Source organism: Deinococcus radiodurans R1 = ATCC 13939 = DSM 20539, from assembly GCF_000008565.1.
Taxonomy (GTDB): domain Bacteria; phylum Deinococcota; class Deinococci; order Deinococcales; family Deinococcaceae; genus Deinococcus; species Deinococcus radiodurans.
The window spans coordinates 1283290-1306433 of sequence record NC_001263.1 but is presented as its reverse complement, the minus strand read 5'-3'; the positions used below and the strand labels follow the sequence as shown (position 1 = coordinate 1306433).

The 23144-nt window shown below is 66.0% G+C and carries 21 protein-coding genes; 7 read left to right on the top strand and 14 right to left on the bottom strand.

What is annotated here, in order from left to right; genetic code table 11:
• Window positions 1-58 precede the first annotated feature (58 nt).
• The 4 genes from DR_RS06685 to DR_RS06670 form a co-directional block, all read right to left on the bottom strand.
• Window positions 59-1591, bottom strand: a complete 1533-nt coding sequence (locus DR_RS06685) for a B12-binding domain-containing radical SAM protein (protein WP_027480009.1) — start codon at window positions 1589-1591, stop codon at window positions 59-61.
• 220 nt (window positions 1592-1811) lie between these two features.
• Window positions 1812-2747: a DUF808 domain-containing protein gene (locus tag DR_RS06680; protein ID WP_010887939.1), complete on the bottom strand. Its 936-nt coding sequence runs from the start codon at window positions 2745-2747 to the stop codon at window positions 1812-1814.
• A gap of 81 nt (window positions 2748-2828) precedes the next feature.
• Window positions 2829-3641 (bottom strand): IS5-like element ISDra5 family transposase, encoded by an 813-nt coding sequence (locus DR_RS06675; protein ID WP_010884088.1) that lies wholly within the window; start codon window positions 3639-3641, stop codon window positions 2829-2831.
• Between the two features lie 123 nt (window positions 3642-3764).
• Window positions 3765-4643 carry an EamA family transporter gene (locus tag DR_RS06670; RefSeq protein WP_034350718.1) on the bottom strand — a complete coding sequence of 293 codons (879 nt, stop codon included), beginning with the start codon at window positions 4641-4643 and terminating at the stop codon, window positions 3765-3767.
• Between the two features lie 192 nt (window positions 4644-4835).
• On the opposite strand from DR_RS06670, the gene rpsP reads away from it, so the two are divergent.
• Window positions 4836-5090 carry a 30S ribosomal protein S16 gene (rpsP, locus tag DR_RS06665; protein WP_010887937.1) on the top strand — a complete coding sequence of 85 codons (255 nt, stop codon included), beginning with the start codon at window positions 4836-4838 and terminating at the stop codon, window positions 5088-5090.
• A gap of 74 nt (window positions 5091-5164) precedes the next feature.
• On the opposite strand, the gene DR_RS06660 is transcribed toward rpsP, so the two are convergent.
• Together DR_RS06660 and DR_RS06655 are read right to left on the bottom strand one after the other, a co-directional pair.
• Complete coding sequence (locus tag DR_RS06660) at window positions 5165-5995, bottom strand: hypothetical protein (protein ID WP_010887936.1); 831 nt, start codon at window positions 5993-5995, stop codon at window positions 5165-5167.
• Between the two features lie 40 nt (window positions 5996-6035).
• Entirely contained in the window at window positions 6036-6854 is an 819-nt protein-coding gene (locus DR_RS06655; RefSeq protein ID WP_010887935.1) for a MogA/MoaB family molybdenum cofactor biosynthesis protein, read from the bottom strand.
• 69 nt (window positions 6855-6923) lie between these two features.
• Here DR_RS06655 and serA point away from each other — a divergent pair, with 69 nt between their 5' ends.
• The gene (serA, locus tag DR_RS06650; RefSeq protein WP_010887934.1) at window positions 6924-8558 is read left to right on the top strand and encodes a phosphoglycerate dehydrogenase; all 1635 of its coding nucleotides are present in this window, start codon (window positions 6924-6926) and stop codon (window positions 8556-8558) included.
• A 199-nt stretch (window positions 8559-8757) separates the two neighbouring features.
• On the opposite strand, the gene DR_RS06645 is transcribed toward serA, so the two are convergent.
• Window positions 8758-10341, bottom strand: coding sequence for an ABC transporter substrate-binding protein (locus DR_RS06645; protein WP_010887933.1), 1584 nt, complete (start codon window positions 10339-10341; stop codon window positions 8758-8760).
• A 184-nt stretch (window positions 10342-10525) separates the two neighbouring features.
• On the opposite strand from DR_RS06645, the gene recQ reads away from it, so the two are divergent.
• The 3 genes from recQ to DR_RS06630 all read left to right on the top strand — a co-directional run bounded on the left by recQ (window position 10526) and on the right by DR_RS06630 (window position 14172).
• Window positions 10526-13000 carry a DNA helicase RecQ gene (gene recQ, locus DR_RS06640; protein ID WP_010887932.1) on the top strand — a complete coding sequence of 825 codons (2475 nt, stop codon included), beginning with the start codon at window positions 10526-10528 and terminating at the stop codon, window positions 12998-13000.
• Between the two features lie 165 nt (window positions 13001-13165).
• A complete protein-coding gene (locus DR_RS06635; RefSeq protein WP_164928010.1) occupies window positions 13166-13900 on the top strand; it encodes a YceI family protein in 735 nt (244 codons plus the stop codon).
• A gap of 59 nt (window positions 13901-13959) precedes the next feature.
• Window positions 13960-14172 carry a hypothetical protein gene (locus DR_RS06630; protein WP_010887929.1) on the top strand — a complete coding sequence of 71 codons (213 nt, stop codon included), beginning with the start codon at window positions 13960-13962 and terminating at the stop codon, window positions 14170-14172.
• Window positions 14173-14261: 89 nt separating this feature from the next.
• Here the strand turns inward: DR_RS06630 and DR_RS06625 are convergent, their stop codons facing one another.
• The 3 genes from DR_RS06625 to DR_RS06615 form a co-directional block, all read right to left on the bottom strand.
• The gene (locus DR_RS06625; protein WP_010887928.1) at window positions 14262-14969 is read right to left on the bottom strand and encodes a transposase; all 708 of its coding nucleotides are present in this window, start codon (window positions 14967-14969) and stop codon (window positions 14262-14264) included.
• 18 nt (window positions 14970-14987) lie between these two features.
• Entirely contained in the window at window positions 14988-15407 is a 420-nt protein-coding gene (locus DR_RS06620; RefSeq protein ID WP_010887927.1) for a transposase, read from the bottom strand.
• Window positions 15408-15705: 298 nt separating this feature from the next.
• Window positions 15706-18195: a phosphoenolpyruvate carboxylase gene (locus DR_RS06615; RefSeq protein WP_010887926.1), complete on the bottom strand. Its 2490-nt coding sequence runs from the start codon at window positions 18193-18195 to the stop codon at window positions 15706-15708.
• A gap of 30 nt (window positions 18196-18225) precedes the next feature.
• Between DR_RS06615 and DR_RS06610 the strand changes: the two genes are divergently transcribed.
• The gene (locus DR_RS06610; RefSeq protein ID WP_010887925.1) at window positions 18226-18861 is read left to right on the top strand and encodes a hypothetical protein; all 636 of its coding nucleotides are present in this window, start codon (window positions 18226-18228) and stop codon (window positions 18859-18861) included.
• 9 nt (window positions 18862-18870) lie between these two features.
• Here DR_RS06610 and DR_RS06605 read toward each other — a convergent pair whose 3' ends face one another.
• The 4 genes from DR_RS06605 to DR_RS06590 form a co-directional block, all read right to left on the bottom strand.
• The gene (locus DR_RS06605) at window positions 18871-19638 is read right to left on the bottom strand and encodes a TIGR00282 family metallophosphoesterase (protein WP_010887924.1); all 768 of its coding nucleotides are present in this window, start codon (window positions 19636-19638) and stop codon (window positions 18871-18873) included.
• An 18-nt stretch (window positions 19639-19656) separates the two neighbouring features.
• Window positions 19657-19950: a hypothetical protein gene (locus DR_RS06600; RefSeq protein WP_010887923.1), complete on the bottom strand. Its 294-nt coding sequence runs from the start codon at window positions 19948-19950 to the stop codon at window positions 19657-19659.
• Between the two features lie 56 nt (window positions 19951-20006).
• Window positions 20007-20642 carry a superoxide dismutase [Mn] gene (gene sodA / locus DR_RS06595; protein WP_010887922.1) on the bottom strand — a complete coding sequence of 212 codons (636 nt, stop codon included), beginning with the start codon at window positions 20640-20642 and terminating at the stop codon, window positions 20007-20009.
• A gap of 259 nt (window positions 20643-20901) precedes the next feature.
• Entirely contained in the window at window positions 20902-21879 is a 978-nt protein-coding gene (locus DR_RS06590; protein WP_010887921.1) for a homoserine dehydrogenase, read from the bottom strand.
• A 246-nt stretch (window positions 21880-22125) separates the two neighbouring features.
• Here DR_RS06590 and DR_RS06585 point away from each other — a divergent pair, with 246 nt between their 5' ends.
• Window positions 22126-23103, top strand: coding sequence for an aliphatic sulfonate ABC transporter substrate-binding protein (locus DR_RS06585; protein ID WP_010887920.1), 978 nt, complete (start codon window positions 22126-22128; stop codon window positions 23101-23103).
• The last annotated feature ends 41 nt before the right edge of the window (window positions 23104-23144 follow it).

Here is a 23144-nt window from a genome sequence, read left to right as displayed (position 1 = left end):
GAAGCGGGACGCCAGCATCTTCGCTGCGTCTCGCTTCTCCTTTTCAAGTCTGCTTTTTTTAGACGGCTAAGCCCTGCGCGTGGGCGCTGACTTCCTTGCTCTCGTACTGCCCCGGCGGCAGGCCGATGCTCGGGGTGTTGGCCTCGAAGTCGTCTTGCCAGCCCACCTCGTCCAGCGCTTTTTTCCAGGCGCCGATGCTCTCGTTGCGGTAAATCTGATAGGCGGCCATGCCCACTTCGGGGCCGCCACGCGCGATGACGCTCTCGACCCAGGCCCACTTGGCCGAGACGTTGCGAAGTTCGGCGGTGGTCCGCAGCTCCTTCTGAATACGCTTGAGACGCTTTTCAATCGTCTGCACGCCTGCGAAGGGGTCGGCAAAGTGCGGCGTATGGCGCTTGGGCACGAAGGGGCTGATGCCGAGCGCGATGCGGTTGATGCCCGCGAGTTCCTTGGTGAACGAAATCAGCTCGGTGATGTCGTCGTCGTTTTCCGGGCCGAGGCCGATCATCATGTAGACCTTGAGGCCCGAAAAGCCCAGGTCGCGGCTGATCTGCGCGGTCTTGAGCAGGTCTTCCGTCGTGATGCCCTTTTTCAGCCAGCGGCGCAGGCGTTCGCTGGGCGCATCGCTCGCCACGGTGAAGGTCCGCAGCCCGCCCGCCTTGAGAATCTCGGCGAGTTCGGCGTCTACCGTGTCGGCGCGGATGGAGGACACGCCGAGCTTGACGCCGCGCTCGGTCAGGGTCTTGCCGACAAACTTGGTGTGCGGGAAGTCCGAGAGCGCCGCCCCGACCAGCCCGACTTTTTCCACCCAGTCCGGAATCACGTCGAGCAGTTCCTGCGCCTGGTTGTTGCGGTTGGGGCCGTACATGGTGCGCGCCAGACAGAAGGTGCAGGGGCGCGGGCAGCCGCGCTGGGCTTCGACCAGAAACATGTTGCTCAGCTCCGAGTGCGGCGTCACAATCTGGCTGTAGGCCGGCAGCAGTTCCTTGGGCGCGGTGGCCCAGGTCGGCTCGTGGACGTGGCGGGCCGGCAGGAACACGCCGGGCACGCCGTCGATCAGGTCGTAGAAGTCTTCACGGCTGCTCGATTCACGCAGCGCCTCAGAGACCACCGGCACGATCTGCTCGCCGTCACCAATGATGATGATGTCGGCAAAAGGGGTCAGTGGGTAAGGGTTCGACGAGGTCAGCGGCCCGCCGATCATGACCACCGGGTCGGTCTCGTCGCGCTCCTCGCGCAGCGGGTTCATGCCGGCCACGTCAATGAGGCGAATGATGTTCGTCAGGTCGAGCTCGAAGCTCACGCTGATGGAAAACAGTTCGCAGTCGCCCGCCGCCCGGCCCGATTCCACGGTGGGCAGCGCCTGCCCCGTGCGCTCGAAGGCGTCCACGTCGTCGGGCAAAAAGGCCCGCTCGCAGGCGACGCCTTCTTCCTGGTTGAACATGCGGTAGATGACCTGATACCCCAGCGACGCCATGCCCACCGAGTAGCGGTTGGGAAAGGCCAGGGTCACGCGAATGGGGGCCTGCTTGAACAGGGTGCCGGTTTCGGCGTCCAGCAGCGGTTTGATTTCGTTGCGCCAGTAACTCAAAATTCTCCTGAGAGGCTGCTCTAGAGCCTCGGTCAACGTGAAGGGGGGCTACGCTCCGGGGTGCGCCGGGGAAAGCATCGTTCACGTCAGGCGGCGCACGTCACAGCCAGACAGTATAGCGCCCGGGCAGCCCGGATGGTGCATTCGGACGCAGAAAAGCCAGTCAGCAGGCGCCCAGGCCGCGGCCCAGGCGCCTCCTTTGCCTGAATTTGCCCAGAGCTCAGTGCTCCTTACGGGGCAGCAGATGCAGCAGCCCCACGATCAGGGCGCCGACCGCCAGGCCGACCATCGCCGAGCCGAGCGTTTCCACGAACCAGGTCACCGCGCCGCCGAGGAAAGGCAGGGCGTGGCCCGCCGCCTCCGCGTCGTGGTAAATGGCGTGGGCGAGCCAGCCGAAGCCGAACTTTTCCAGCCCTGAGACCAGAATGTGTCCGCCGACCCACAGCATCGCCGCCGTGCCGACCACCGAGAGCACCGACATCACGACCGGCATTCCCCGCACCAGCCCCCGACCCAGCGCGCGGGTCGTGCCCAGCCGCCCCTGCGCCATCTTCAGACCGATGTCGTCCATTTTGACGATCAGGCCGACGACGCCGTACACCAGCAGCGTGATCAGGAGGGCGACGATCACCAGCGTGACGGCGCGGACGAACAGCGCCTGTTCGGTCACTTCAGCGAGCGCGATGACCATGATCTCCGCCGAGAGGATGAAATCGGTGCGAATGGCGCCGCTCACCATCTGTTTTTCGTGCTCGGGGGTGCCAACAGCCGCCGCGTCTCCCGCCTCATCGTGGTCGCCGCCAGTCAGCGCCTCATACAGTTTCTCGGCGCCCTCGAAACTCAGGTAAAGCCCGCCGAGCATCAGCAGGGGGTTCATCGCCCACGGCACGAACTGGCTGAGCAGGAGTATTACCGGCAGAATCAGGACAATCTTGTTGAACAGCGACCCCTTGGCGATTTTCCAGATGACCGGCAGCTCGCGCTCGGGCCGGAAGCCGGCGACGTAACGCGGCGTGACGGCGGTGTCGTCCACCACCACGCCGACCGCCTTGGCTCCCGCCCGGCCCGCCGCCGCGCCGATGTCGTCCACCGAAGCGGCGGCGAGTTTGGCAATCGCTGCCACGTCGTCGAGCAGGGCGACCAAGCCGCCGCTCACCGGGCACTCCAGCTCAGGGGAAGGGCGGACAGGAACAGCAGGGCAGATGTCAGAGGCATCAGACCTTCAGCCTAGAGGCTGTCAGGCTAGCGAGCCAAGAATTGGCTTTAATTTGTTTAGGAGCGTAACAGATACCGCGAGCCAGTGAAAGCCGAGGAGACTGCTTTGCAGCCTCTCCAAATCACGTGATAGACGGCGAAAACGTGCTGTCCAGGCGAATGTCCGTTCAACCACCCATCGCAACGGAAGCAGCACAAAGCCCGTCGCTCCAGTCGGGCGTTTCACCACAACAAGTTCCACATCGTTCAAGGAAGCATCAATCTGCGGCTGCTCTCCGGTGTACCCCTGGTCGGCGATAACGACATCAATGTGGTCACCAGTGACCTGCTGCACCTCGCGGCACAAGTCATAGACCTGTTCTCGGTCTTGCTCATTGCCAGGGGTGACGAGCAACGTCATGACATTACCCATCGTGTCGACAGCAGCGTGGATTTTGCTGCCCTTACGACGCTTTCCACCGTCATATCCAGCACGTCCGCCACTCTCGGGCGTGCTTTGCAGAGTGCGGCTATCCACGATGGCAACGGTAGGAACGCCCTCCTTGAGGGCGTCCTCGCGAACCAGTGAATGCAGGTCGTGAGCGAGGTTCTCGAAGCAACCTCGTTCAAACCACCGCATCAGTTGCTGATGGACAATTTTGTATGGCGGAAAGTCGTGTGGGAGGTACTCCCACTGACTCCCTGTGCGGCCAATCCACAGAGCGGCATTGAGGACTTCACGTATCGGGTAGACGCGCTGGTGAGCGTCTTCTGGAGCGAGCAGAAAGTAAGGCAGGATGAAGAGGTAAGTTTCGTCATCCAGGTCGCTCTTGTAGGGTTTTCGCTCTGACAGCATGTCCCAGTTCTACACCCAGCCGTGACACCCTTACTATGCTATTTACATATTTTTTATAAAAAGTCAGATTGCTAGACTGACAGGCTCTACCAACCGGCGAGGCGCGGCAGATGCAGCCATTCTTCAGACTTCTGCCCTCGCCGGACGCCGGGCCGTCAGCGAGATGCCCGCACTCGCCGCCGCCACGCACAGCAGCGCCAGCCACTGCCGGGAGGTCAGCGCCTCGTGCAGCAGCAGCCACCCGCTCAGCGCGGCAATGGCCGGTTCGAGGCTCATCAGCACGCCGAAGATGTGCGGCGGAATGGCCCGCAGCGCGATCATTTCCAGCGAGTACGGCAGCGCGGACGAGAGCAGCGCCACCGCCAGCCCCGCGAGCAGCAAGCCGGGCCGCATCAGCACCACGCTCGCYTGCGCCGCCCCGAACGGCAGCACGACCAGCGCCGCCACCAACATGCCCGCCACCACGCCCGTCGTGCCCGGCACCCGCCGCCCCACCGCGCCCCCGGTCACGATGTAGGCGGCCCAGAACGCCCCGGCGAGCAGCGCCAGCCCCGCGCCCGTCAGGTCGAGATGCCCGGCGCTCTCCCCCACCGGCGCGATCAGGACAATGCCCAGCGCGGCGAGCAGCACCCAGCCCACATCGGTCACCCGGCGCGAGAGAAAGAGTGAGAGCAGCAGCGGCCCCACGAATTCCAGCGTGACGGCGAGACCCAGCGGCAGCCGCTCGAGTGCGAAATAAAAGCTCAGGTTCATCAGCCCCAGCGCGGCTCCGTAGGGCACGATGGCCCGCCAGTCGTTGCGGGTCAGGGCGCGCAGATTCGGACGAAAAACGAGCAGCAGGAGGAGCGCCGCCAGCGTGACCCGCACCGCCGTGGTGCCCGCCGACCCCAGCGCCGGAAACAGCGACTTGGCGAAGGCCGCGCCCCCCTGAACACTCAGCATGGACAGCAGCAGCGCGGGCAAGGGCGGCACAGAAACGGCGGGCAGACGGGGCCTGGGCATTACCGCCCAGCATAGGTCGCGGAATGTCAACTAATCTCGCTGATGACTTGCCCGTGCCCCCTTGCCCAGGCTCTCCGCTTTCTGATAGGGTTGTTCGGTGCGCTCCGATTCTGGCTGCTGACGGGCGCATGTTCTTCGGGCACCTACTCCGGAGACGATACCCTCGAAATCAACCCCTGAGGTCTACTGCACATGGTGAAAATTCGTCTGTCCCGCTTCGGCTCGGCCCACAACCCCCACTACCGCATCGTCGTCGCCGACGTGCGCCGTCCCCGCGACGGTGGCTACATAGAGAGCCTGGGCCACTACGACCCCCGCAAGACCAGCGAGAACTTCCTGAAGATCGATGTCGAGCGCGCCAACCACTGGATCGCGCAGGGCGCCCAGCCCACCGACACCGCCCGCCGCCTGCTGCGTTCGCAGGGCGTCAAGATCAGCAAGAAGTAAGCCGAAGGCGCGAAGAACCAACAAGAAGGCCCCCACTGCGGGGGCTTTTTTCGTGTTTCAGGGCAAAGCTGGAATCAGTTCAAAACCCGGTCCGCCTGCGCCGCAGCGGGGGTCCAGTCGGCGCGGAACAGCCGGGGCTGCTGCGGGTCGCCGGGCAGGGTGTACCAGACGCGCAGGCCCGACTCGTGGGGATGAAGTGGCAGATAGGCACTCTGACCAGCGGGCAGCACGTTGATGCGGCTTCCCTCGGCACTTCGCAGGCGCAGCCAGGCATTGGCGTGCGCGGGCGACCAGCCAGCCACCCGCAGGGGCTGCGGCGAAGCGTTCGTGAGCTGCACGCCGCCCTCGGTCAGGGCGAGGCTGAATTCGGGCCACTCAGGCACCAACGGGGTCTGCCAGCGCAACTCAAATCCCGGCTCGTTGAGCGCGCGAGCCGGGCGGGGCCACAGTGCAGCCGAGAGCAGGCCGCCCACCCCGGCCACCAGTCCGCCCACCACCACCATCACGGTAGGCAAATTGACCGTGCCGGTCAGCAGGGCGCTCGACAGCAAAAACAACGCCAACCCCAATCCGACCAGCGGCCACGACAGGCCAGGGCGCCGCGCCGCGCCCTTCACCGCCTGCTTGCGGGGCCGTGCGTAGGCCAGCGGCCAGTATTCGGCGAGCAGCAGCAGCGCGGCTCCAATGCCGAACAGGGCGGGCAACTCGGTCGGCCCGGCGAGCAGCAGTGCGAGCAGCCCCGGCACGAACCACCACGCCTGACGCGGCGCCCGGCCCCGCCGCGCCTCGCGGGCGACCCGCACCCACCAGAAGACCGCCAGCGCCCCGAGCGCGAGCGCGTAGAGCCAGGTCACCCCCGGCAGTCCGGTGGGCGCCAGCAGCGTAAGGGGCAAAGCAGCCGTCATGCCGCAGACTTATAGCAGAGCGGGGGCGGGCACACCGGGTTCAGCGTTCCTCTTCGCCTGGGGTGCGCGCCGCGTCGCCGGGCCGCACCAAAGGTGTGCGCTCGTAGGTGCTGGGGTGCTGGCTGTGGCGCCCGAGCTTGACGCCGGGTTGCGCTTCGCCCGCCGTGCCCAGGGCCGCGCCGCGTCGGTGCCCGGCCCAGTCGCTGGCGGGGGCCGCCGGCAGTGGTGTGCCCGGCACGTCAAGCGGCGGGGGGCTCGACAGGTCGGTAAACAGCGCCTCACGCGCGGCGGGGGCAGGGACGGGCGCTGCCGGGCGGGCCTGAGGCTGACCCTGACGCACCATCTCGTAGACGAGGTGCCCGAGCTCGTCGCGCAGAATGCCTTCCCAGGCCGTCTGCACAGCGCCCAGGCTGCCGGGGAGGGCGAACACCAGTGCCCCCCGGCCCAATCCGCCGAGCGCCCGCGACAGCATGGCCGCGCCGCGCACCTGCCCGTAGGAGAGCATGCGGAACAGTTCACCGAAGCCGGGAATCGGCTTGACGAGCAGCGACTCAATGACCGGCACCGTCACGTCGCGTCCGGCGATGCCGGTGCCGCCGCTGGTGAGCACCACGTCGGCGACGCGCATCAGCCGCACGACCGCCGAGCGAATTTCTACCGCGTCGTCGCGCACGATCAGCCGTTCGACGAGTTCGTGGCCGCTCGCCGTGAGCTGCTCGGCGAGGTAACGCCCGCTCTCGTCGGTGTCCGGGGTGCGGGTGTCGCTGATGGTCACCACGGCGGCGCGCACGCTGCGGGGGGCCTCCCGGCGGTGCTGCGCCGCTCCGGCAGCCGGGGTCGGAGACGCGGGGTCGGTCATGCCTCTCAGGATACCCCTCCCTAGCCAGCCCGCAGGCCGGGCGCGGGCCAGGAGACTACCCTCTGAACCATGACTGCTCCCGCTCCGACCCCGGCCCAGACCGCCGCCCAGACCCCCACTGCGCCGCTGCGCGTGCTGATCTGCGACGAGATGAACCCCGGCAACCTCGACCACGAGGGGTTCCAGATCGACTACCAGGGCAACCTGGAGCGCGAGGAAACGCTGCGCCGCCTGCCCGACTACGACGCGCTGATCACCCGCAGCCGCACCAAGGTGGACCGCGAACTGCTCGACGCCGCCGGGCCGCGCCTGAAAGTCATCGGGCGCGGGGGCGTGGGCGTGGACAACATCGACCTCGAGTACGCCAGCCGCCGGGGCCTGCTCGTCCTGAACGCGCCGGAGAGCAACAATGTCTCCGCTGCCGAACTCGCGGTGATGCACCTGATGGCCGCCGCCCGCGGCCTGACCCGCAGCGACCGCAAGACCCGCGCCGGGGAGTGGGACCGCAAGTTCCTGGGTCTGGAACTCACCGACAAGACGCTGGGCATCGTGGGGCTGGGGCGCATCGGGAGCATCGTGGCCGACCGAGCGCAGGGGCTGCACATGAACGTCGTGGCCTACGACCCCTACGTGCCCGAGAACAAATTCGAGCGCCTCGGCGTGCAGCGCGCCGCCAGCCTCGACGAGCTGCTGGGGCAGGTGGACGCCCTGACCGTGCACACGCCGCTCACCGACGAGACGCGCGGCATGATCGGTGAACGCGAACTCGCCCTCCTGAAAAGAGACGCCATCGTGGTCAACGCGGCGCGCGGCGGCATCATCGAAGAGCAGGCGCTGGTGAACGCGCTGCACGCCGGGCACCTCTTCGCAGCGGGAGTGGACGTGTTCGTGGACGAGCCGCCCACCGCCGAGCACATTTTCCTGGGCGCTCCGAACCTGGGCATCACCGCGCACCTCGGTGCCAATACCCGAGAGGCACAGGAGCGGGTGGGGGCCGAAATCGTGAGCCGGGTGCTCGACGCGCTGCACGGCGACGTGAGTAAGGGAGCTGTCAACGCCCCGGCACTCGACGCCAAGACGATGGAGCAGCTCGGCGGGTACCTCGACCTCGGCGAGAAGCTCGGGCGCATCCTGGCGCAGCTGCTGCCTGGTGCCCACGAGGTCGAAGTCACCTTCCGCGGCGAGTTTCCCACCGACCCCTCCCCCGTCGTGACCGCCGTGCTGATGGGTTACCTGTCGGGCAGCACCGACGAGCACCCCAACATGATCAACGCCCGCGCCCTCGCCCGCGAGCGCGGCGTGACCCTGAGCGTGCGCGAGGAAGAAGACAGCCCCGACTACCAGACCGAGGTGATCGTGCGGGTGCTCAACCGCAGCGGCGAAAAGGAGCGTACTCGCAAGGTCGGCGGCACCGTGTTCGGCAAGTCGCCGCGCCTGACCCGTCTGCGCGACTACCGGGTGGAACTCGAACCCGAGGGCTTTATCCTGATCGCTTCCAACCTCGACAAGCCTGGCGCCGTCGCCAAGCTGAGCAACCTGCTCGGCACCTGGGGCATCAACATCGCGGGCATGGCCCTGGGCCGCTCCGAGAAGGGCGGGCAGGCGCTCTTTACCCTCACCCTCGACGACAGCCTGACGCCCGAGCAGCTTCAGGCGATTCGGGACCTGGACGTGATTGAGTCGGCCTTCCTGGTGCGGGTGTAATAGAGCATTTAACGGAAAAGCTATTTCTGCTCTTGACCCTCTCCACTGGTGGGAGAGGGCCTTGCATAGCAAGGGGTGAGGGGGCATCCAGTCGAGCTCTGAACAGGCCTCAATCTGTCAAATCCTGTAAAGCCAAAGAAGAGGCGCAGGGGGTTTCCCTCTGCGCCCCTTCTTTATTTTTGTAACTTCTCGACCGCGCTTACTTCTTGCCGACGAGCGAGATGTTGTTGAACGACTCGCTGCCCAGCGGGCTCGGCACCCAGCCCTTGACGTAGGTGCGGGCGGCGGCGAGCGGCTGGCTGTGGACGATGGGAATGCGGTAGGCGGCGTTGTAGGTCAGCTCGTGAATCTGGCCGTAGATCGACTTGCGCTCGGCTTCAGTCTTGGCGGCACGGCCCTTTTCGAGCAGGTTCTGGATCTGCACCGAGTTGTAGCCGATGTCGCTGCTGCCGTTGGGGCCGTAGTAGGCCGAGTAGAAGTTGTCGGGGTGGCCGTAGTCGCCGGTCCAGCCGATCATGTACATGTCGAAGCCGGGAGCCTTGTTGCGGTCTTCGAGGTACTTGGCCCAGTCTTCGGTCTTGAGGTTGACCTTGATGCCGATGGCCGAGAGGTCGGCGGCCATCGCTTCGGCAATCGGCTTGGGGCTCGGGAAGTACGGGCGGCTGACGGGCATGTACCACAGGTCCATGGAAAAGCCGTTGGGGTAGCCCGCGTCGGCGAGCAGCTTCTTGGCGGCGGCGGGGTCGAACTTGTAGTCCGCCGGCACCTTGGACGAGTTGTAGCGGGCGAGGTCCGGCGGCACGAAGCTGGCATTGCTCTGGCCGAGGCCAGGCCAGAAGGCGTCCACGATGGCCTTCTTGTTCAGCGCCATGCTGATCGCCTGACGGACCTTGGCGTTCTTGAGGTACTTGTTGCGGTTGTTCAGGCTGACGAAGCCCACGTTGAACGAGGGGCGCTTGACCGCCACGAGGTTCTTGTCGGCCTGAATGGCCTTGAGGCTGTCGGGCACCATGTCGTTGGCGAAATCGATGGTCCCGGCCCGAAGCTCGTTGAGGCGCTGGCTGGGGTCCTTGATGGCGCGGATGATGACGGTAGCGACCTTAGCCTTCGTGCCCCAGTAGTTCTTGTTGGCGGTCAAGGTCACGCGGTCGCCCGACTTCCAGCTCTGGAAGATGAAGGGGCCGGTGCCCACGGCTTTGCCCGCCGGGGTGCCGTACTTGGCGCCCTGCTCCTTGATGGCGGTGGGCGACGCGATGCCAAAGTACCCGGACGCGATCACGTCGGGGAACACGCTGGAGGGCTTGGTGAGGTCCACGCGCACGGTGGAGTCGTTTACCTTGACCACGTTCTTGATGACCGAGGTGGCGTCGCCCTTGTAGCCGCCGAGCAGGTCGCCCACGATCTCGAAGGTGCGGCCGTCTTTCCGCAGGCTGTAGGGGTGGTTCTTGTCCCACCAGCGAGTCAGGTTGAAGACCACGGCGTCGGCGTTGAACGGCGTGCCGTCGTGGAACTTGACGCCTTTGCGGAGGGTGAAAGTCCAGCTCGTCGCGTTGGCGTTGGGTTTCCAGCTCGTGGCGAGACCGGGCACGAGCTGGGTGGTGCCGTCCTTGAAGTCGATCAGGGTGTCGTAGATCTGGCGCTGCACGTTGATGGAGATGCCGTCGGTGATGTTGGCCGGTTCGAGGCTGACGGGTTCGCCGTTGCCCCCGAAGACCAGGGTGCCGCTCTGGGCGGCGGCGGTGGGAACAACGAGCAGGGCGGCGGTGAGGAGCAGTTTCTTCATGAAGCCTCCAGATCAAAGGCGCACGAAGCAGGCCTGCCCCAAAGGAAGGCGGGCCTGCTGGGTTGCGTGACAGCCGGGACGTAAATAATGGCCCCAGGGTAGGGGCGGGCCGGGGGGGTGTCAAGGTACGCAGCGGGGGGCCTCCATGATTCTGCCCACAACGTAAACGCGCTATCCTGGGGAGATGACCGCTGCTCCTGCCGCCCTCCACGACCGCGCCCTGCATCTGCTCCAGACCATCTGGGGCTATCCGGCCTTCCGGGGCGTGCAGGGCGAGATCGTGCAGCAGGTGGCGGAAGGTGGCAACGCGCTGGTGCTGATGCCCACCGGCGGCGGCAAAAGCCTGTGCTACCAGCTGCCCTCGCTGCTGCGGCCCGGCACCGGCATCGTGGTGTCGCCGCTGATTGCGCTGATGAAAGACCAGGTGGACACCCTGCGGCAAAACGGCGTGCGGGCGGCTTTCCTCAACTCGACGTTGCTGCCGCACGAGGCGCGTGAGGTGGAAGACGCTTTGCTCAGGGGCGACCTCGACCTGCTGTACGTTGCCCCCGAACGCCTGCTGATGCCGCGCACCCTCGACCTGCTGGAGCGCGCGCCCGTCGCCCTGTTCGCCATCGACGAGGCGCACTGTGTCTCGCAGTGGGGCCACGACTTCCGGCCCGAGTACCAGCAGCTCAGCGTGCTCGCCGAGCGCTTTCCAGAGCTGCCCCGCGTCGCCCTGACCGCCACCGCCGACGAGCGGACGCGCGCCGACATCAAGAGCGTGCTGCGCCTGGAGGACGCGCCGCAGTTCGTCTCCTCCTTCGACCGGCCCAACATTCAGTACCGGGTGGGCCTCAAGGACAGCCCCAAGACGCAACTGCTGCACTTCATCCGCGAGGAGCACCCTGGGGACGCCGGAATCGTCTACTGCCTCTCGCGCAAGTCGGTGGAAGAAACGGCGAAGTGGTTGCAGGCCCAGGGGATAGATGCGCTCGCGTACCACGCCGGCCTCTCCTCAACCGAGCGCAACAACGTGCAGGAGCGCTTTCTGAACGAGGAAGGCGTCATCGTGTGCGCGACCGTCGCCTTCGGGATGGGTATCGACAAGCCGAATGTGCGCTTCGTGGCTCACCTCGACCTACCCAAGAGCATGGAGGGCTACTACCAGGAAACGGGCCGCGCCGGGCGCGACGGGCTGCCGAGCACCGCGTGGATGGTCTACGGCCTGAGCGATGTGGTGAACGTGCGCCGGATGCTCGCCCAGAGCGACGCGCCGGAGGAGGTCAAGCGGGTGGAGGCGAGCAAACTCGACGCGCTGCTGACCTACTGCGAGGCCGCGACCTGCCGCCGTCAGGTGCTGCTGCACTACTTCGGTGAGGAACTGTCCGAGCCCTGCGGCAACTGCGACGTGTGCCTGAACCCGCCGCGTGTGCGCGACCTGACCCGCGAGGCACAGATGGCGCTGTCGGCCACCATTCGCACCGGCAACCGTTTTGGGGCGGCGCACCTCACCGACGTGCTGCTGGGCCGCGAAACCGACAAGGTGCTCGCGCAGGGGCACCACCAGCTCCCGACCTTCGGCGTGGGCAAGGAACACGACGAAAAGCTGTGGCGCTCGGTACTGCGCCAGCTCGTCAGCCTGGGATACCTGAGCGCCGACGACCATTTCGGCCTGCGGGCCACCGGCAAGTCGCGCGGCATCCTCAAAGAGGGGCAAAAGCTGCTGCTGCGCGAGGACACGTTGCTGCCGGGCGCGGGCAAGAGCAAGCGCGACCGGGCGAGTGCCAGCCGCGCGGCTCTGGACAGCCACGACGCCCCGCTGTTCGAGGCGCTGCGGGCGTGGCGACTGCAAAAGGCGAAGGAGCTGAGCCTACCGCCCTACACTATCTTTCACGACGCGACCCTCAAAACGATTGCCGAGCTGCGCCCCGGCAGCCACGCGACTCTCGGCACCGTGAGCGGCGTCGGCGGACGCAAACTGGCGGCCTACGGCGACGAGGTGTTGCAGGTCGTGCGCGACTCCAGCGGCGGGGGCCAGGCGGGACCGGAAAACCTGCTAGACAGCCCGGCCTTCGACCCGGCGGTGCGTGGCGCGCGCAATAACAACGCGGTGCTGGACGTGCTCGGCAGCAAAGGCGAGTTGCAACCGCAGCCCAAGCCCGCGCATCCCGGCGTGTTGGGTGCCCTCCGCGAACTGCGGCGCACGCTCGCCGCCGAGCAGGGGCGCTCGCTGTCGTGGGTCTTTCCCGAGGCGACCATCGACGAACTCGCCCGCAAACTGCCCACCCGCAGCGAGGAGCTGAAGGACGTGTTCGGACTGGGAGGCCAGCGGATTCAGGCGTTCGGGGACCGGATTCTGGCGACCATTCGGGCCGAGTTGACGGGGGGTGCGCCATCGCCCGCACCGTCAGCCCCCGCCGCACTGTTCGACGAAGCCGTTCCGCCCGCCCCCAACGCCGACCTCAGCGAAGCCCTGCGCGAGCTGCGGCGTGAGCTGATGAAGGAAACGGGCTACAGCGCCTTCGTCGTGTTCACCAACGCCACGCTCGAAGCCCTCGCCGCCCGGCAGCCGCGCACGCTCGCCGAGCTGGCCGAGGTGCCGGGTCTGGGCGAAAAGCGCATCGAGGCGTATGGGGAACGGATTCTGGATGCGATCAACACGGTGCTCGATGGATAAGGGCCGCCGGGCCACTCAGCACATTTAGAAAACGGGGGCAAGCGGGGGCATTATCCCGTTTTTTCCTTCTGTGACTTGTTCTACAAAGGGGCGAAATCCCGACTTTTTCAGCGCCCAGTCGCTGTCAGATTGTTGGAAGACCGGGCTGCCTAGCATGGCGGCCAAATCGAAGCGCTGCTGAACAGTCGCCGGGGCCTGACGACGGTTCGGGGCCGGTTTGAGCGCTTCGAGGGCGAAGGACGCACCAATGAGCGCGGCGAACTGCAATGGGTTCGCCTGGAAATCGAGGTGGGCAGCATCTCGACCATGAACGCGCAGCGCGACGCGCACCTGCTCGCGCCGGACTTTTTCGATGTCGCGCAGTACCCCACGATGGTCTTCGAGAGCGATACCGTCGAAGTGCTCACCTCCCACAGCTTCATGGTGCGTGGGCACCTCAGCCTGCACGGGCAGACCCACCCCTACGAGTTTCACCTCGACGTGACCCAGCCGGTGCGCGGGCTCTACGGCGAAATGCGCATCGGCGCCGACATGGAAGGGTACCTGCGCCGCAGCACCTGGGGCCTGAAGTGGAACCAGACGCTCGAACTCGGCGGCCTCGCGCTGAGCGACGACGTGAACGTGCGCGTCAACATCCAGGTCACGCCGCAGAGCGACCCCAACCTGCACCAGCACTGGGAACTGGAAGACAACGGCCAGAGCATCGATTTCACCGTGCGGCACCACCGCCTGCTGCGCGGGCAACTCAGCGACGTTCGCGGCTGGCTCGACATGGTCGATGGCCGCCCGCAGGGGCTGCAAGTCGAGGTGGGCCGCTGCACTATCGAAGGCGTGACGATACGCTGCTCGCCGGGCTGTTCGGCAGCCGTACGCCGCTGGCTTTCACCTCCGAGCGCCTGACCGCCCTGGGCGACGGCGACTACGAGGTCAGCGGCAGCGGACGCATCGGCGCCCTGAGCGTGCCGCTCACCGCCCGGCTGTCGAGCGTGCGACTCCCCCAGGCGGGCCGCACCTATATCGGCGCCCGCGTGCAGATCGACGTGCCCGCCAGCGTCCTGACGCGCCTGCGCCCCGGCACCTCTGCGGCGAGTGATCTGCGCTGCTCGCTGTGGTTCTCGCTGCCCGCCGTGATGACCGAGACGAGCCAGCGAGCTCAGCCCGTGCTGGTCTGAGTTTCTTCAAATCACGAACGAAGGGCGCCACGCTGAATCAACCGCGTGGCGCCCCTTTCCATTGAGCCTCATCAATGGTGCGGACAGTTTTAGGCGGCTTTGACGCCAAGGTCAAGCGGCCTGGACGGATGTTTCTCCAACTCGTGGAATCGTGCCTCAAGACCGAGATTGCGAAGAATTCGGCGGGCAAAGAGCCGGTTGTAGGCCCGCCTTTTGATGTCTTCGTAGGAGAACATCATCTGGGAGACAGGACGCTGGAGGCGTCCTGCCTCTTCAAGTAAGACTTCTGCCCGTCCCAGACTCAGGGCAAAGAAGGCGGCATTCCAGTGGTTTTCTAGCGCGACGGTGCGGCGAAGCTGGCACGTGTTCAATCCCGCAAACTGCTTGGCGTCCCGGAACACAAATTCCAGCCTGAACCGGGCACTGTACAGCGCCCGAATCTGCTCCGCTGGCAGCGTCGGATCGGTGCTGCACAGCACCACGTGCCCCTTCACCTTGCCGCGTCGATCTACGTTCTGGATGACCACGACCCGGAGAAGCCGCGCGTAATGGGGTGCCCACACGACGCGCGTCCACACCCGTTCTCGGTCCTCACCAGGCACACTGGCCCACCCATCGAAGTGGATGAAATCAACCTTCCCAGCCCACTTCTGCCGGCCTCCCCGCCGCTTGGGGTGTGCGCCGGTAAAGGGGTAAAGCAGGTTGGCGTTGCACTGCATTTTGGTCACGAAGGCGTAGCCTTCGCGACTCACGGCGTCCATGAACATCGTCTTGGCGTACTGACCATCGGCGACCACGACCCGGAGATGCTGAGCTCACCAGGTCCGGCGCTGCTTCAGGAAAGAGACCAGCTGATCCAGGTACTGTTCGAGGCGGTCGGCCTTCTGTCCACGCGGCTGAGTTTGTTGTACATGGACAGGAAACGCATGATGGCCCGACCAGCTCAGCAGCGCCAGACACGACAGCTCCAATCCGGTTTCGGAACGGTGCAATGCACCGTTCCAGAAGGCCCCCAACCCCGGAGTGTGCTTGCCCGACTTGGGAACGAAGCTGGCATCCAGGGCCAAGATGAAGTGCCCCTCCAACACGCCCAGTCGGACCAGGAGTTGCAGCAGGCCCCAGTGCAGCTCCGCCCACGGCAAGGTCTTCTGAAACCAGCGGCGGAGCGTCCGTTCGTTCCAGCCGCTATAGCGCTGAAATTCCTGGCGTTGATCCGACCGGGAATGGCTTGCCAAAGCGGAATGAGTGCAGCAAAAAAACGATGTTGATGGGCGGGCAGGGCCAAAAGGGTCAGCAGAATCAGTAACATCGAAGCAGGTCTCCTGTGCGTGAAGTCATTGCAACCTCACCGTACCGGAGACCTCCCCTCTATCCCCTCGAAACTGTCCGCACCATTGCTCATACAGATTCCGCTCCATTCCAGCACAGTCGGAAAAGCACCGCCTGTACTTCCATACCGCGAAACCCGTCTTTTTTCCTCCTCGCATCCGCTCGGATTGAATCCAAAACAACTGGATTCAATCGGAATTTGTATCAGCCCGTATTCCGCACCCCTGCCGCGATTCCTTGCAGCGTGAGCAGCAGCGGACGCTCGTACTCGTCCAGGCCGCCTTCGTGCGAGCGCGAGCGGCGCAGCAGTTCGACTTGCAGGCGGTGAATCGGGTCGATGTAGGGGTTACGCAGCGCGATGCTTTCTTTCAGCCGCTGCTCGCCCAGCATCAGTTCGCCGCCGATGACGCTTTCTACCGCCGCCACCGTGCGGGCGTAGCTCTCGCGCAGGTGGTCGGCCAGCCGGGTGCTGGCGCCTTCCAGCAGGGTCAGGTACTCGGCGAACACCAGCGGGTCGCTCTTGGCGAGGCTCATCTGCGCGTTGTCGAGCATGGAGTGGAAAAAAGGCCACTCGGCGTACATCTTCGCTGCCAGCTCGGGGCCGATTTCAGCGAGCCCCTCGGCCAGCCCGTACCAGCCGGGGAGGTTGGCGCGGTTTTGCGTCCAGCTCATGACCCAGGGAATGGCACGGAGGTTGCCCAGCGTGGGCGCACCGGGGCGGCGCACCGGGCGCGAGGCGATGTTCAGGCGGCTGATTTCGTGGATGGGCGTGACCCGCTCGAAGAAAGGCAGGAAGTCCGGATCATGCACGAAGTCGCGGTAGGCCGTGGCACTCGCCTCCGCCGCGCGGGTCATGGCGGCCATAAAGTCGGCGGGGGGGTCGCCCACGGGCCGGGCCGCCGCGAGCAGCACGCCGTAAAGGGCCTGTTCCAGATTGCGCCGCGCCAGCACCGGGTGGCTGTACTTGTCGGCGAGCGCTTCGCCCTGCTCGGTAATCCGCACGCCCGCGTCAATCGTTCCGGCAGGTTGGCCCAGAATTGCCCGGCTCGCCGGCCCGCCCCCACGCCCGATGGAGGTGCCGCGCCCGTGGAAGAAGCGCCAGCGGACGCCCGCGCGGCGGCACACGTCGCTGATGGTGCGCTGCGCCTCGTGCAGGGCCCAGTTGGCGGCCAGGAACCCGGCGTCCTTGTTGGAGTCGGAGTAGCCGATCATGATTTCCTGCATGTCGTCCCCCAGCACCGCGCGGTACTCGGGCAGCGCGAGCAGGTCGGTGACGATGCGGGGGGCGTGTTGTAGGTCGTCGAGCGTCTCGAACAGCGGCACCGGCAGCACCCGGAACCCGACCTCGCGGGCGAGAATCAGCGGTTCGAGAATGTCGGAGACACTTTCGGACATCGAGATGACGTAGTGCCCGAAGGCGAGCGGCCCCACCCGCCGCGCGGCGGCCTGCACTTCCCGAATCGGCCCGATGACGGCTTCGAGCGTCTCGGTGAAGGTGGCCCCGGCAGGCCACAGCGGGCGGTGCGAGCGCAGTTCGCGGGTCAGAAGCTCCAGCTTGGCATCTTCGGAGAGGCCCAGATAATCGGCCTCCACGCCCGCCGCCTTCAGCAGTTCGGCCACCGCCGCCCCGGTCTGCCCGGAATGCTCGCGGATGTCCAGACTCACGAGGTGCTGCCCGAACACGCGGGCCACCGAGAGCAGCGGCATCAGCAGTTGCCAGGCGGTGCGCTCCTGCCCGTCGGCGTGAAGGCGGGCATTCAGGGCTTCGAGGCGGGGGAGCAGCTCCACCGGTTCCCCATCGCGCACGGCGTTGTGGAGGGCGCGCAGTTCGGTGCGGTAGGTGCCCTCGGCGGCGTCCTCTTCCTCCTCCTGGCTGAGGTCGGTGTACGCCTGCCGCAGCGCCGCGAGCAGCAGTTCCCGCGCCCGCTCGCGGTGCAGTTGCAGCGCCTCGCGGGTGGCCTCCGGCGTCACGAAGGGGTTGCCGTCGCGGTCGCCGCCCATCCACGACGAAAAGCGCAGCGGGACGTGGGCCGCGGTCTCGCGCCCGTAGGTGGCCTGAAAAGCGTCGCTCAGGTCGCGCTCCAGCTTGGGCAGCGCCTGCGCGATGGTCGAAATGTAGTTGAGGCCGCCCTTGACCTCGTCGAGCACGGTGGGCTTGAGGCGGCGCAGCTCGGGCGTGCGCCACAGCGCTTCCACATGGGCGGCGACGCGCTCCTGCGCCGATTCGCGTCCGAGGTCCGGCAGCTCGCGGGCGATGTGCTCGAGGTGAGAGCGCACCGTGCGGCGGCGCATCTCGGTGGGGTGGGCGGTGAAGGTAAGTTCGAGGTTCACGCGGGCGAGCAGGTTTTCCACGTCCTCGGCACTCAGGCCCTGCTCTCTGAGGTCCGCCAGCGCCTGCGCGAGGCTTTGCGACCTGACCCCACTGCGGCTTTGCAAGACGCGCACCCGCTCGTACTCCTCGGCGATGTTGACGAGCTGGAAATACCAGGTAAAGGCGCGGGCGAGGTTGGACGCGTCGTTCTCGCTCAGGCTGCCGAGGAGCGCGTTGAGCTGGGCAGGGTCACCCCCGGCCCGCACCTCGCGCACCAGGGTGCGGGTCTGCTCCACGAGGTTGAAAAACGCCTCGCCTTCCTGCTCTTTGAGCACCTGACCGAGAATGCGGCCCAGGCGATTGACATCGTTGTTGAGTGCCATGGTTGCTCCTTTGAAAAGGACTGGGGGCGCTTGACGCCTGACCCGGTGAGGTTGAAGAGGAAAGGCCACAATGGTGACGTGCCGCCTCTCCGTGACCTCACCCTGTCGCTGCTGTACACCGATGATGGCACGGACATCTGGACATGCGGCCAGCTCTCACGCGGTCAGGGCGTCGTCCGGGTCGAAGACCTCACCCCGGCGGCATTTTATGAAGTCCGGGGTGGCCTCCGGGCAGCAACAGGCCGGATTTTTACCTTCCTCTGGACCCTGGACGGCCATGACCTGGTGAGTTACGTGCATTTTCTGCTTGCCAGCGTGCTGCATGACCGCCCCGCCGCTCCTGAGCTTGAGCGCTTTCGCAGTGCGGAGCACAGCCCAGGCGTGATTGCCACGGTGTGGCACCAGGATGGCGGCCTGTTGCGGCTCACCGAGGGCACGAACGGCGAGTGGGCACTGGCCTTCCTCGATGCTCAGAGCAGAGCCCCAGAAAGCCAGGACAGTCCATTTTTCAGCAGGCTGAGCCTCAGTTCAGAGGCGTGGCGCTCTGCAGCCCTGACTGCATTGCGGGAGTATCGGCAAACGCTGGACTTTCTCTTTGGTCGGGACTGGACAACGCAAGACGGGTTCGCTGAGCAACTGGCACACGCGCTGGCCTGCCTGGACTGAGCACCGAATTTAGTCCTCGATAAAACGGTAGCGCTCTGCCGCCGTCGCCTTGCCGCCCTCAAAGTGCAGCGCCACGCCGTTGAGTTCCGCTCGGCCCTCCGCCACCCCGTAGCGGTGCGGGCGCTCGGTCAGGAAGCGTTGCAGCGGTCCCTCAATGGCCGAGCCGATGATGGAGTCGTGCGGCCCGGTAAAGCCGGCGTCGGTCTGGTAGGCGGTGCCGCCCTTCAGGATGCGGGTGTCGGCGGTCGGCACGTGGGTGTGCGTGCCGATGACGGCGGCCACCCGGCCCGCGAGGTGCCAGCCCATCGCCTCTTTCTCGCTGGTCGCCTCGGCGTGAAAGTCCACGAAGACGGTGCCGAGGTCGTCTCGTTCGAGCAGCGCGTCCATCGTCCGGAAGGGGTTGTCCACCGCTTCCATGAACACCCGCCCGAGCAGGTTGACCACCGTCAGCTTTTCGCCGTTGACGTCGAAGGTGCGCCAGCCCACGCCGGGGGTGCCGGGGTCGGCATAGTTGAGGGGCCGCACGATAGGGTAGGTGTCCTCGCTGAGCATCGGGTAGATGTCCTTGTGGTGCCAGGCGTGGTTGCCGAGCGTAAGGCAGCCCGCCCCCGCTTCGAGTGCGCCCCGGGCGGCGTCGCGGTGCATACCGAAGCCGCCCGCCGAGTTCTCCATGTTGACGATTACGAAATCGAACTGCGGGCGAATGGTGGGCAGGTGATTTTGCAGCACGCGCCGCCCCGGTTGCCCGAACACGTCGCCGATGAAGAGGACTCGCATGGGGGGCAGTGTAGAGGGTCAGAAGGAAAAAGAACGTTCCATCAGGCCGTACACAGCGGCAAGCGCCACGAGCGCCAGCACCCCGCTGCCCAGAACGAAGCCGAGCAGATAAATGAGGGCATCGGTGGCTTTCAACGGTTGACCGGAGCGCTGCCGCCACAGCCCCAGGCCACCAACAACCAGCGCCAGCAGCACCAGCAACAGGTTGACGACCTGCGAAGGGAGGCCACTCAGCACCAGCAAGACGCCGCCGAGGACGAAGGGCAGGCTCCACCGCAGCCCGGCCCAGAGAAGGTGCGACTGCCCAGTCATGACGGCAGGATAAATAAAAAAGCCCCAGCCGAGGCCAGGGCTTGTCAGTGAAAATCTTACTTCGCGGCGGCGTAGCGCTTCGAGACTTCGTCCCAGTTCACCACGTTCCAGAAGGCGGCGAGGTAGTCGGGGCGGCGGTTCTGGTAGTTGAGGTAGTAGGCGTGTTCCCACACGTCCACACCCAGAATCGGGGTGCCGCTGACGCCCGCGATGGCTTCGCCCATCAGCGGGTTGTCCTGGTTGGCGGTGGACACGACATCGAGCTTGCCGTCCTTGACGACCAGCCACGCCCAGCCCGAGCCGAAGCGGGTCTTGGCGGCGTCTTCGAACTTCTGCTTGAAGGCGTCGAAGCTGCCGAAGGCGCTGTTGATGGCGTCCAGCAGTTCGCCGCTGGGCTGGTTGGCGCCGTTCTGGCCCTGACCCTGGCCCATGATCTGCCAGAACATGCTGTGGTTGGCGTGGCCGCCCGCATTGTTGCGCAGGGCGCCCTTCTTGTCGGCGGGCACGCGGTCGAGCTGCTGAATGAGTTGTTCGACGGGCAGGTCGGCGAATTCGGTGCCTTCGAGCGCCTTGTTGGCGTTGTCCACGTAGGTCTGGTGATGCTTGGTGTGGTGAATTTCCATCGTGCGGGCGTCGATATGGGGCTCAAGCGCGTCGTAAGCGTAGGGCAGTTGGGGAAGAGTGTAAGCCATGATGAGTGCTCCTTGTGGCGGCAAGAGAGAAGTGAAAGGATTGCCGTCTGACTCTCAGCTTACGACGTCCGGATGAGCGGCGCCCGTCGCAGCGGACTTTACCGGAGATTAAGAAACGGCGATGCCCCGAGTTCCGCCCAGTTCGCTCAGCCTATTTAAAGCATTGGACGGCAAAAGACACCCTCACCCCTTGCTTCGCAAGGCCCTCTCCCATCAAGGTAGAGGGTCAAAAACAGATCAGATCATTCTGTCAAATGCTCTAGTGCAGCGGCACGTGCCCCGGAAAGCCCAGCAGGTAGTCGAGCAGGTCGCCCACCATCGCCGAGGCCGTGACCATGCCGCCCGCCCCACCCCCGGCGAAGATCAGCGGGCCGCATTCCTCGCCTTCGTAGACCATCGCGTTGCGCCCGCCCCCGGCGRTGCACAGCGGGTGGTCGGCGGGGAGGCTCTGCGGGGCGACGACGGCTCGCCAGCCCCCCCTCTGGGTGTCATGGCCCTCGCGCCGCAGCTCGGCCACCAGCTTGAGGCGCTCGCCGCGTTGCCGGGCCTGTTCGATGTCGTCCAGGGTGACGTGCTCGATGCCCTGCACCTCGATCTGCTCGTAGGGAAAGTTGCCGTCGGCGCAAAAACGGGCGAGCACTGCCAGTTTGTGCGCGGTGTCGAAGCCGCCCACGTCGAGGGTGGGTGGGTCCTCGGCGTACCCGAGAGCCTGCGCCTCGGCGAGGGCCGCCGCGTAGTCCTTGCCGCCTTCCATCTGCGTGAGGATGTAGTTGCAGGTGCCGTTGAGCACCGCCTGCAAGCGGGTAAAGGTGCTCGCCCGCAGCACGGTGCTCATGGGGCCGATGACCGGGGTGCCCGCCATCACCGAAGCCTCGTAGTAGAGGTCGCCGTCGAGCGCGTAGGAGCGCAGTTCGTCCCATTTCTCGGCGAGCAGCGCCTTGTTGGCGGTAATCACCGGGCGCCCGCTCTTGAGGTAAGGCCGCAGCAGCTCCAGCGGGCGCTCAATGCCGCCCATCGCCTCGATGACCACGCCGCACTCCTGCAAAAAGTCGCAGTTGTCGGTCACGCGCACCCCGGCGGGCAGCTCACGCGCCTTGTTCACGTCGCGCACCAGCACACCCGCGAGTTCGATTTGCACGCCCAGGTCACCAAACACGGGCCGGCGCCGCTCGATCAGTTGCAAGACATTCTGGCCCACGGTGCCGCTGCCCAGGACCCCCACGGTGACGGTTCTCATCAGGGTCGAGTATGACGCGGCGCGGCCCGGCAGGGGACGGGGCAGGTTAGAAAGGCCGGGCCGGGAAAGTGTCAGCGCGAGGTCAGCCCCCGCAGCTGCCTAAACAGTTGACCTTTTTGGTCATCTTTAGGGCCTACCCTACAAAACAGGTTCATCGCCGCACCATCCGGGTGTCGGAACAGCCTACACACTTCTCCCCTGCTCATTTCCCTTGCTTCCCCTGACCCACCCTTCCAAGGAGTTCCCATGAACCGCACCCGTTTGCTGCTGCTCGCCGCCCTGACCTTGTCCAGCGCCACCGTCCAGAATGCCGGTGCACAGAATACCGGTGCCCAGAGTGCCAGCACCGTGCGGCTAGGGTATTTTCCCAACTTGACGCACGCCCCGGCGCTGGTGGGGCTGGAGCGCGGCACCTTTCAAAAAGCGCTGGGCAAGACCCGGCTCGACGCCCGCACCTTCGTTTCGGGCACCACGCTCTCCGAGGCGTTCGCGGCGGGGCAAATCGACATCGCCTACATCGGGCCGGGGCCGGCCATCAGCGCGGCGAGCCGGGGCGTGCCGGTGCAGATTCTGGCGGGCGCCGCCGAAGCGGGCGCGGTGCTTGTCGCCCGCAAGGACAGCAGCATCCGTACGGCGCACGACCTCGACGGCAAGATCGTCGCCGTGCCCAGCCTGGGCAACACCCAGGACATCAGCCTGCGGCACCTGCTCGGCGAAAACGGTCTGAAAGACAAGGCGGCGGGCGGCAGCGTGACCGTGGTGCCGATTCCCCCGGCGGACGTGGTGGCCGCCTTCGCGGGCAAGCGGGCCGACGCCGCCCTGGTGCCCGAACCCTGGGGCGCGGCACTCGAAGCGCAGGGGCACCGGGTCATCGGCAACGAAAAGACCGTGTGGCGCGGCGGCAACTATCCCAGCGCCATCCTGATCGTGAACACCCGCTTCGCGCAGGCCAACCCTGACCTCGTGGCCGCTTTCCTGAAAGCCCACGCGAGCGCCGTGGCCTTCCTGAACAAGTCGCCCGCCGCCGCCCAGAACGCCGTGAACCGGCAATTGCAGAAACTGACCGGCGAAACGCTCGACCTGCGGGTGCTGCAACGCGCCTACGCCCGCACCCGCTTCACCACTGCCATCGACCCGGCGGCATTGCAGGAATACGCCGACCTGAACGTGGAAGCCGGCTACATTCGCCGGGCACCTGACCTCAAGACGCTGATTCGGCACTGAGCCGAGATGAAAGGCCCCTCCCCACGACTTGTGCGGGGAGG